This is a genomic window from Streptomyces sp. NPDC001709 (assembly GCF_053596375.1).
Genome location: NZ_JBSFGB010000043.1, coordinates 1 through 11,046, shown reverse-complemented (window position 1 = coordinate 11,046; position 11,046 = coordinate 1). Strand labels below are relative to the sequence as shown.

The 11,046-nt window shown below is 72.2% G+C and carries 2 pseudogenes; both read right to left on the bottom strand.

The features are described from left to right. Positions 1 to 23: 23 nt before the first annotated feature. Positions 24 to 5,591, bottom strand: a pseudogene (locus tag ACWC0C_RS39830) (type I polyketide synthase); the annotation flags it as partial. Between the two features lie 169 nt (positions 5,592 to 5,760). Further along, a pseudogene (locus ACWC0C_RS39825) lies at positions 5,761 to 11,040 on the bottom strand (SDR family NAD(P)-dependent oxidoreductase); the annotation flags it as partial. Between the last annotated feature and the right edge of the window lie 6 nt (positions 11,041 to 11,046).

The window sequence follows — 11,046 nt, the reverse complement described above, 5'->3', positions numbered from 1 at the left end:
GAGCCGGATACCCGAAACCGGTCTCACACGAGCCCGAGTTCCTCATGGATGAAGTCGAGGACTTCGTCGGCCGACGCGGATTCCAGTTTCTCGGCCACCGTGGAGTCGTCCGTCTGCTCGCCGACTCCATTGCACTTGGCCACCAGGCCCTGCAGGCGCAGCGCGATACTCGCGCTCATGGATTCGTCGAGCGTCACTGTGGCGATGAGCGACTCAACGTCTTCGATTTTCGCGTTCACGCGCGACAACACGTCGTCGCCGATTCCGAGTTCACCGCGCAGATAGCGCGTGAGGACGAGCGGAGTCGGCTGGTCGAAGACCAGCGTGGCGGGCAGTTTCAGGCCGGTCGCCTCGCGCAGCCGGTTGCGCAGTTCCACCGAGGTGAGCGAGTCGAATCCGACGTCCTTGAAGGCGGATTCCGGCCGGATGCCCTCCGGTCCGCTGTGCCCGAGCACGACCGCGGCCTGCGTGCGCACCAGGTCCAGCAGCATGGCCTCCTGCTCCGGCTCGACGAGCCCGGACAGCCGGCGCAGCAGATCGCCGTCGTGCGCGGCCGCCGCCCGCGCCTGCTGCCGTCCCGCCGGTACGAGCCCGCGCAGCAGATGCGGCACCCGGCCACCGGCCGCCGCACCGGCCCGTACACCTCGCAGGTCCAGCTTGACCGGCACGAGCAGCGACTCCTCGGTGCCGACCGCGGCGTCGAACAGTTCCATGCCCTCGGCCGGCGTGAGTGCCACGACGCCGTCGCGGCTGGTCCGCCTGCTCATGCTCGCCTGGTCGTCGGCGCCCAGGTGCGTGGTCATGTTGGTGGCGTACGCCCAGGTGCCCCAGGACAGCGACAGCCCGGGCAGGCCGGCCGCGCGCCGGTGGGCCATCAGTCCGTCCAGGAAGGCGTTGGCCGCCGCGTAACCGCTGCTGCCGGCACCGAGGAAGACGGACGAGGCGGAGGAGTAGACGATGAACGCGTCCAGGTCCAGGCCGCGCGTGAGCTCGTCGAGGTGGCGTACGGCGTCCACCTTCGGCGCGAACACCCTGGCCAGCCGCTCCGGCGTCAGGGTTCCGACGAGCCCGGCCTCGAAGACACCGGCCGTGTGCACGACGCCGGTGAGCGGATGCTCGTCCGGCACGGCGGCGAGCAGCGCCTCGACCTGCTCACGGTCCGACATGTCACAGGCCACGACGGATACGGCCGCACCGTGCTCGGTGAGCTCGGCGACCAGCTCCCGCACACCTTCGGCGTCCGGACCGCGCCGGCTCGCCAGCAGCAGACGGCGTACACCGTGCCGCACGACCAGGTGCCGGATGACGAGCTCGCCGAGCGATCCGCCGCCCGAGACGAGGACGGTCCCGTCCGTACTGAACACGACCTCCTTGTCGGCGACTTGAGCGGGCACACGAGCAAGTCTCGGTACGGACAGGACCGTGCCGCGCGCCGCGAGCTGCGGTTCGCCACTGGCGAGCGCCGCGCCAAGGACGGCTCCCGATCCGTGGCTGTCGGCGTTGGTGTCAGTGTCGGTGTCGGTGTCGGCGTCAGCGTCGGTGTCGGTGTCGAGCAGGACGAACCGGTCCGGGTTCTCGGCCTGCACGGCGCGCACCAGACCCCACACCGCCGCTCCGGCCGGATCGGTCACCGCGCCGTCGCCGGCGGGCACCGCGCCACGGGTGCGCACCACGAGGCGCGACTCCTCCAGGCCGTCCGCGCCCAACCACGCCTGTACGACCGCGAGGACCCGGTTGGTCAGCGCCGCCACGGCGTCCAAGCCCGCGCCGCCGACGGCCTCCAGCACGGCGGCCGCGGGAGCTTCGGCGCCTGCGGCCAGGGCCTCGACCTCGTCGACGGTGGTCACCGGCACCCAGGCCGGCGCGGGCTCCGCACCGTGCGCCGGCTGCAGTTCGCTCCAGTCCACGCGGAACAGCGAGTCGGCGGCCGCCGAGTCCGCCGCCGTCTGCAGCTGCTCGGTGGAGACGGCCCGGGACACCAGCGAGTCCATCGTCACGACCAGCGCGCCGGTCTCGTCCGCCGCGTCGACCGACAGCGTGTCCGGACCACTCGGAGCGACCCGCACACGCAACGCCGAGGCGCCCGAGGCATGCAGCACCAAGCCGTTCCAGGAGAACGCCAGCAGCGGCTGTCCGGCTCCCTCCTCCGGCCGCGCGTCCGCCACGGCCCGGAACGTGCCGGTCTGCAGAGCGGCGTCGAGCAGCGCGGGATGGATACCGAAGCGGTCGGCGTCCTTGCGCTGTTCCTCGGGCAGCGCGACCTCGGCGAAGAGTTCCTCGCCGCGCCGCCACACCGCGCGCACACCCTGGAACGCGGGACCGTAGCCGACACCGCGCTCACGCAGTTCGTCGTAGAAACCGGTGGCGTCCAAGGCGACCTGCGTGGCGCCGGCCGGCGGCCAGGCGGCGAAGTCGAAGTCCGTCGCGCGGGCCGGAGCCGAAGCCGACAGCAGGCCGGTGGCGTGCCGTGTCCACGTCTTCGTGTCCCCGTCCGCGTCCTCGCGCTGCGAGTAGATCTCCACGGTCCGCGAGCCGCTCTCGCCCGGCGCGCCGACGGCGACCTGCATCCGTACGCCACCCTGCTCGGGCACCACGAGCGGCGCCTCGATCACGAGCTCCTCCAGGACGCTGCAGCCTGCCTCGTCTCCGGCCCGTACGGCCAGCTCGACCAGGCCCGTGCCCGGAAGGAGCGCCAGGCCGCCGATCGCGTGATCGCCGAGCCACGGATGCGTCTTCAGCGACAGGCGCGAGGTGAACAACAGCCCGTCCGACTGCGGAAGTTGAACCATGGCGCCGAGCAGCGGGTGATCGGCTCCGGCGAGTCCGAGCGAGGTGGCGTCGCCGGTGGTCTCGGTGGACTGGAGCCAGTAGTGCTGGTGGTCGAAGGCGTACGTCGGCAGGTCGACGTGTGCAGACATGGCGCCGACCGGCAGGATGTCGGCCCAGTCCACCGGCACACCGCGCACGAACAGCTCGGCCATGGAGGCCAGCAGGCGCCGCAGACCGCCTTCCTCGCGCCGCAGCGAACCGGTCACCACCGCGTCCCCGTCGCTCTCATCGAGGGCTTCGGTGACCGGCTGGACCAGCACCGGATGCGCGCTGACCTCGACGAAGACACCGTGGCCCTGCCGGATCAGGTCGGCGACGGCAGGGCCGAAGCCGACCTGGCCACGCAGGTTGCGGTACCAGTAGTCGCCGTCCAGGACACCGGCCTGGTCGATCCATTCGCCGGTGACGGTGGAGTAGAAGGGAAGGGTCGGCGCCTGAGCGTCGATGCCGGAGAGCGTGTCGGCCAGCGTCTCGCGGATGTCCTCCACGTGGCGGGTGTGCGAGGCGTAGTCCACGGCCACACGCCGCACCCGGACACCGTCGTTCGCGAGAGCTTCGAGCGCCTCGTCCAGGGCCTCCGCGTCACCGGCGATCACTACGGAGGACGGGCCGTTGACCGCCGCGACCTCGACACGATCCGACCAACGCCCAAGCCGCGCGACCGCCTCGTCCTCACTCAGCGCGACCGAAGCCATGCCACCACGCCCGGCAAGCTGCGCGCCGATGGCCTGACTGCGCAGCGCCACGACCTTCGCCGCATCCTCCAGCGACAGCGCGCCGGACACACACGCGGCCGCGATCTCACCCTGCGAATGACCGACCACCGCGTCCGGCTCGACACCCACGGACGCCCAGACGGCGGCCAGACCCATCATCACCGCGAAGCTGGCCGGCTGCACCACATCCACGCGCTCCAGCAGCTCCGGCTCCGCCTCACCCCGCAGCACCTCAACGAGCGACCAGTCGATCCACGGCTCCAGCGCGGCCGCACACTCCGCGATCCGCTCCGCAAAGACCGGCGAATCGGCCAGCAACTCCCGGCCCATCCCGACCCATTGCGAGCCCTGACCGGGAAACACCCACACAATCCTGCCCGGACCGCCCGAACCAGCACTGCCGGTGAGCAAGTTGGCGCCGCTCTCGCCGCGTGCCAGTGCGCGCAGTCCGGCCAGTGCCTCCTCGTCCGAGTCGGCCACGACCACCGCTCGCTCGCCCAGCACCGCGCGTCCCGCCACCAGCGCGCCGGCGACGTCCGTCAGCGATGCCCTGCCGGTACCGGTCTCCAGGAACGACACGAGCCGCTCGGCCTGGCGTGCCAGCGAACCGGCGTGGTGCGCGGACACCACCAGCGGGACCACGCCTGCGGGCGCGAGCGGCTGCGGCGCCTCCTCGTCCGGCGCCTGCTCGTCCGGCGCCTCCTCCAGGATCAGGTGCACGTTCGTGCCGCTGACGCCGAACGACGAGACACCTGCCCGGCGCGGACGGCCCTCGTGCGACCACTCGCGTGCCTCGGTCAGGAGTTCCACCGCGCCCGCCGTCCAGTCCACCTCGGTCGTGGGCGCGTCCACGTGCAGGGTCGCCGGGAGCACGCGGTGCCGCAGCGCCTGCACCATCTTGATGACGCTGCCCACGCCGGCGGCCGCCTGCGTGTGTCCGATGTTGGACTTCAACGAGCCGAGCCACAGCGGCTTTTCGGGATCGCGGTCCTTGCCGTAGGTCGCGAGCAGCGCCTGGGCCTCGATCGGGTCGCCGAGTGCGGTGCCCGTGCCGTGGGCCTCCACGACGTCCACGTCCGCCGGAGCGAGCCCGGCGTTGGCCAGCGCCTTGCGGATGACCCGCTGCTGCGAGGGCCCGTTCGGAGCGGTCAGGCCGTTGGACGCGCCGTCCTGGTTGACGGCGCTGCCGCGCAGCACCGCCAGGACCTTGTGTCCGCGCTCTCGCGCCACCGACAGGCGCTCCAGGAGTACGACACCGACGCCTTCGGCCAGGCCCATGCCGTCCGCGCTGTCCGCGAACGCCTTGCAGCGGCCGTCGGCGGCCAGGCCGCGCTGCCGCGAGAACGCCACGAAGTTACCGGGCGTCGACATCACCATCGCGCCGCCGGCCAGTGCCATCGAGCACTCGCCCTGCCGCAGCGCCTGCGCCGCCAGGTGAATGGCCACCAGCGACGACGAGCACGCGGTGTCGAGCGACACCGCCGGTCCCTCGAGGCCGAGTACGTACGACACGCGGCCCGAGGCCACACTGGTCGACGCGCCGGTGCCCGCGAAGCCCTCCGACTCCGGTGTCACCACACCGGCACCGGCGCCGTAGCCCTGGCCGGACAGGCCGGAGAACACGCCGACGTCGGTGCCTTTCTGCGAGGCCGGATCGATGCCGGCCCGCTCCAGTGCCTCCCAGGACGTCTCCAGGAGCAGCCGCTGCTGCGGGTCCATCGCCAGCGCCTCACGCGGCGAAATCCCGAAGAACCCGGCGTCGAACAGGCCCGCGCCTTCCAGGAAGCCGCCCTGGGTCACGTACACCGTGCCCGCGTGGTCCGGATCGGCGTCGTACAGGGCCTCCAGGTCCCAGCCGCGGTCGTCGGGAAAGTCGGAGACGGCGTCGGCGCCGTCGGCGACGAGTTGCCACAGTTCCTCGGGCGAGGAGACACCACCTGGGTACCGGCACGCCATGGAGACGATGGCGATCGGCTCGCGCGCCTGGTCCTGGACCTCGCGCAGCCGCTTGCGGGCGTTGCGGGCGTCCGCGATGGCCCTCTTGAGATAGTCGCGGAGTTCTGCCTCGTCGGCCACTTGATTCAACTCCCAGGTGGTGGATGTGTGCGGTTGCCGTGAGTCGGTGTGCGCAGCGTCTGTGCAGGTCGTACAGGTCGTACAGGTCGTACAGGTCGCACGGGTCGTACGCGGGTCGTACGGGTCGTGCGGGCGTGGCTCAGTCGAGCTGCTCGAAGAGTGCGAACAGTTCCTCGTCGCTGGCGTTGTCGAGGTCGTCGTCGGAGGTGTCCGCGCCGTCCGTGACCGTGCCGGCCGCGCTCGCCGTCTCGGCCGCCCGCAGCAGTTCCCGCAGGCGTGCGGTGATCCGGTCGCGGGCCTCCGCGTCGGGCGCCGCGGACTCGATGACCGCCTCCAGACCGGCGAGGCCGGCGAGCACGGCGTCGGCCGGCGAGGCCTCGTCGACGGCGAGTTCGGTCCGCAGATGGCGGGCGAGCGCGAGCGGGGTCGGGTGGTCGAAGACCAGCGTGGCGGGCAGTTTCAGGCCGGTCGCCTCGCGCAGCCGGTTGCGCAGTTCCACCGAGGTGAGCGAGTCGAAGCCGGCCTCGTTGAACGCCGTGTCCACGCGGACGCCCTCCGGTCCGCTGTGCCCGAGCACGACCGCGGCCTGCGCGCGCACCACGTCGAGGAGCAGCGTCTCCTGCTTGGCCGCGGGCAGCCCGGCCAGCCGGTCGGCCAGCGCCCGGCCCGTCTCGCCGGAGCTCGCCGCGCGGGCCTGCTGCCGGCCGGCGCGTACCAGGCCGCGCAGCAGGTGCGGCACTGCGCCGCCCGCCGCGGCATCGGCGCGTACGGCCCGCAGGTCCAGGCTGACCGGCACGAGCAGCGCGTGCTCGGACCTCAGCGCGGCGTCGAACAGCTCCATGCCCTCGGCGGAACGGAGCGCCAGCACTCCGCCGCGGCCTTCTCGCCGGCTCATCCGGCTCCTGGTCAGGTCGTCGATGTTCCCGGCCATGCCGGTGACCTGCTCCCACGGACCCCAGGACAGCGACAACCCCGGCAGGCCCGCCGCGCGGCGGTGGGCCATCAGGCCGTCCAGGAAGGCGTTGGCCGCCGCGTAACCGCCGCTGCCCGCGCCCATGAAGACGGAGGAAGCGGAGGAGTAGACGACGAACGCGTCCAGGTCCAGGCCGCGCGTGAGCTCGTCGAGGTGGCGTACGGCGTCCACCTTCGGCGCGAACACCTTGGCCAGCCGCTCCCGGTTCAGCGTCCCGATCACACCGGGATCGAACACACCGGCGGTGTGCACCACACCACGCAGCGGCCGCTCCCGCGGCACCGAGGCGAGCAGCGCCTCGACCTGGTCGCGGTCGGACACGTCACAGGCCACGGCGGAGACCGTCGCGCCCTGTTCGGTGAGCTCGGCGACCAGTTCCCGCACGCCTTCGGCATCCGGTCCGCGCCGGCTGGCGAGAACCAGGTGGCGTACGCCGTTCCGGGCCACCAGGTGCCGGGCCGCCAGAGCGCCCAGCGAGCCGCCGCCGGAGACGAGGACGGTCCCGTCCGGGCCGAACACCGTCGGGTCGTCGGTGACTTGAGTGGTGGTACGGGTGAGCCTGGGTACGGAGAGGACCGTGCCGCGGACCGCGAGCTGTGGTTCGCCGTCGGCCATCACCGTGGCGAGGACGGAGTCCAGCACCGGCTCCACGCCGCCGTCGGCGTCGGGATCGGTGTCGAGGAGGACGATCCGGTCCGGGTTCTCGGACTGTGCGGCGCGCACCAGGCCCCACACCGCCGCTCCGGCCGGGTCCGTCACCGCGCCTTCGGCACCGGCAGGCACCGCGCCACGAGTCAGCACCACCAGGCGCGACTCCTCGAAGCCGTCCGCGCCCAGCCATGCCTGGACCACTTCGAGGACCCGGGAGGTCAGAGCGAGTACGGCGTCCTCGGCGTCGTCACCGACGGCCTGCAGGACCAGCACCGCCGGTGCGGCACCGCTCGCGGCCACGGCCGCCACGTCGTCGGCCGTGGCCACCGGCACCCAGGCGGGCGCGGGCTGCGCGTCCTGGGTCGCGGGCAGTTCGGTCCACTCCACGGCGTACAGCGAGTCGCGGCTTTCCGCCGGCGCTGAGGCACCGAGCTGCTCGATGTTCACCGCGCGCATGACCAGCGAGTCCATCGTCAGGACCGGGCTGCCGGTCTGGTCCGCCGCCGCGACCGACAGCGCGTCCGTACCGTTCGGCGCGACCCGCACCCGCAGCCCCGAGGCGCCCACGGCGTGCAGGACAAGTCCGTTCCAGGAGAACGGCATCACCGGCTGGCCGGCTTCCTCCTCGGCGGAGTCCGCCGCGGCGGCGAACGTGCCGGCCTGGAGGGCCGCGTCGAGCAGCGCGGGATGGAGGCCGAAGTCGCCGGCGTCCTTGCGCGCCTCGTCGGGCAGAGCGACCTCGGCGAAGAGTTCCTCGCCGCGCCGCCAGACCGCGCGCACGCCCTGGAACACGGGCCCGTATGCGTAGCCGCGCTCAAGCAGACCCGCGTACAGGTCGCCGGTGTCGAGATCCACCTGCTCGGCGCCGGCCGGCGGCCAGGCGGCGAAGTCGAAGTCCGTCGCGCGGGCCGAAGCCGAGGCCGAGGCCGACAGCAGGCCGGTGGCGTGCCGTGTCCACGTCTCCGCGTCACCGCCCGCGTCCTCACGCTGCGAATAGATCTCCACGGTCCGCGAGCCGTTCTCACCCGGCGCGCCGACGGCGACCTGGACCCGTACGCCACCTTGCTGCGGCACCACGAGCGGCGCCTCGGTCACCAGCTCGTCCAGCACACCGCAGCCGGCCTCGTCTCCGGCCCGTACGGCCAGTTCGAGGAGCCCGGTGGCCGGAATGAGGACCAGGCCGCCGACCACGTGATCGCCGAGCCACGGATGCGTCTTCAGCGACAGGCGCGAGGTGAACAACAACCCTTCGGAGTGGGGAAGTTGGACCATGGCACCGAGCAGCGGATGATCGACGGCAGCCTGTCCAAGCGACGTCGCGTCGGTGGCGGTCGGCGCCGTGTGGAGCCAGTAGTGCTGGTGGTCGAAGGCGTACGTCGGCAGGTGGACCGAAGCCGACCTGGCCGCGCCGGCCGGCAGGATCCCGGACCAGTCCACCGGCACGCCGCGCACGAACAGCTCGGCCATCGAGACCAGCAGGCGCCGCAGACCACCTTCCTCACGCCGAACCGAGCCGGTCACCACCGTGGTGGCACCGGTGCCGCTCTCGCTCTCGTCGAGCGTCTCGGTGATCGGCTGGACCAGCACCGGATGCGCGCTGACCTCGACGAAGACACCGTGGCCCTGCCGGATCAGCTCGGCCACGGCAGGGCCGAAGCCGACCTGGCCGCGCAGGTTGCGGTACCAGTAACCGCCGTCCAGGACACCGGCCTGGTCGATCCATGCGCCGGTGACGGTCGAGTAGAACGGCACCAGCGGCGCCTGAGCATCGATGCCGGAGAGAGTGTCGGCCAGCGTCTCGCGGATGTCCTCCACGTGCCGCGTGTGCGAGGCGTAGTCCACGGCCACACGCCGCACCCGGACACCGTCGTCCGACAGGACTCGCAGCGCCTCGTCCAGCGCCTCCGCATCACCGGCGATCACCACGGACGACGGGCCATTGACCGCCGCGACCTCGACACGATCCGACCAACGCCCAAGCCGCCGGACCGCCTCGTCCTCGCTCAGCGCGACCGAAGCCATGCCACCACGCCCGGCCAACCGCTCACCAATCGCCTGGCTGCGCAGCGCCACGACCTTCGCCGCATCCTCCAGCGACAGAGCACCCGCGACACACGCAGCCGCGATCTCACCCTGCGAATGCCCCAGCACCGCATCCGGCAGCACACCCACGGACGACCACACGGCGGCCAAACCGACCATCACGGCAAAGCTCGCCGGCTGCACCACATCCACGCGCTCCAGCAGCTCCGGCTCCGCCTGCCCGCGCAGGACGTCCACGAGCGACCAGTCGATCCACGGCTCCAGCGCAGCCGCACACTCCGCGATCCGCTCCGCAAAGACCGGCGACTCGGCCAGCAACTCCCGGCCCATACCGACCCATTGCGAGCCCTGACCCGGAAACACCCACACAACCTTGCCCGGCGTCCCCGAACCCGAGACCACACCCGCCGCGCTCTCACCACGCGCCAACGCCCGCAGCCCGTCCAGCGCCTCCTCGTCCGAGTCGGCCACCACCACCGCACGCTCACCCAACAGCGACCGGTCCGACACCAGCGCCCCGGCCACACCCGCCAGCGGCACCTGAGCAGCACCCTCGATGAACGCCGCGAGCCGCTCCGCCTGACCCGCCAGCGAGGCTGCGCTCCGCGCCGACACCACCAGCGGCACCACGTCCGCGGACACGAGCGGCGGCTGCGCTGCCTCGGTGGCAGGCGTCTCGTCGTACTCGGGCGCTTCTTCGAGGATCAGGTGCGCATTGGTTCCGCTGACGCCGAACGACGAGACACCCGCTCGACGCGGAGCATCCTCACGCGGCCACTGCCTGGCCTCGGTCAGCAGCTCCACCGCGCCCGCCGACCAGTCCACCTGGGACGTGCGCTGCTGCGCGTGCAGCGTCGGAGGCAGTACGCCGTGCCGCAGCGCCTGCACCATCTTGATGACACTGGCCACGCCCGAGGCCGCCTGCGCATGGCCGATGTTCGACTTCAACGAGCCGAGCCACAGCGGCTTCAGCGGATCCCGGTCCCGGCCGTACGTCGCGAGCAGCGCCTGCGCCTCGATCGGATCGCCCAGCGCCGTACCGGTGCCGTGACCCTCCACGACGTCCACGTCCGCCGGAGCGAGCCCCGCGTTGGCCAGCGCCTTGCGGATGACCCGCTGCTGCGACGGCCCGTTCGGAGCCGTAAGACCATTCGACGCGCCGTCCTGATTGACGGCGCTGGCCCGCAGCACCGCGAGCACCCGGTGTCCGCGCTCCCGCGCCACCGACAGCCGCTCCAGCACGACCACGCCGACGCCTTCGGCCAGGCCCATGCCGTCCGCGCCCTCGGCGAACGCCTTGCTCCGGCCGTCGGTGGCCAGACCTCGCTGGCGCGAGAAGGCCATGAAGGTGGCCGGCGTGGCCATCACCATCGCGCCACCGGCCAACGCCATCGAGCACTCGCCCTGCCGCAGCGACTGGCCCGCCAGGTGAATGGCCACCAGCGACGACGAGCACGCCGTGTCCACCGACACCGCCGGACCCTCGAAGCCGAAGACGTACGACACCCGGCCGGACGCCACACTCGACGCCAGTCCCGTGCCCGCGAAGCCCTCGACCTCCGGTGCGATCGCACCGGTGCCGTAGCCCTGGCCTGAAACGCCGGAGAACACGCCGACGTCCGATCCCTTGAGCGTGACCGGATCTACTCCGGCGCTCTCCAGTGCCTCCCAGGAGGCCTCCAGCAGCAACCGCTGCTGCGGGTCCATCGCCAACGCCTCACGCGGCGAAATCCCGAAGAACCCGGCGTCGAACAGACC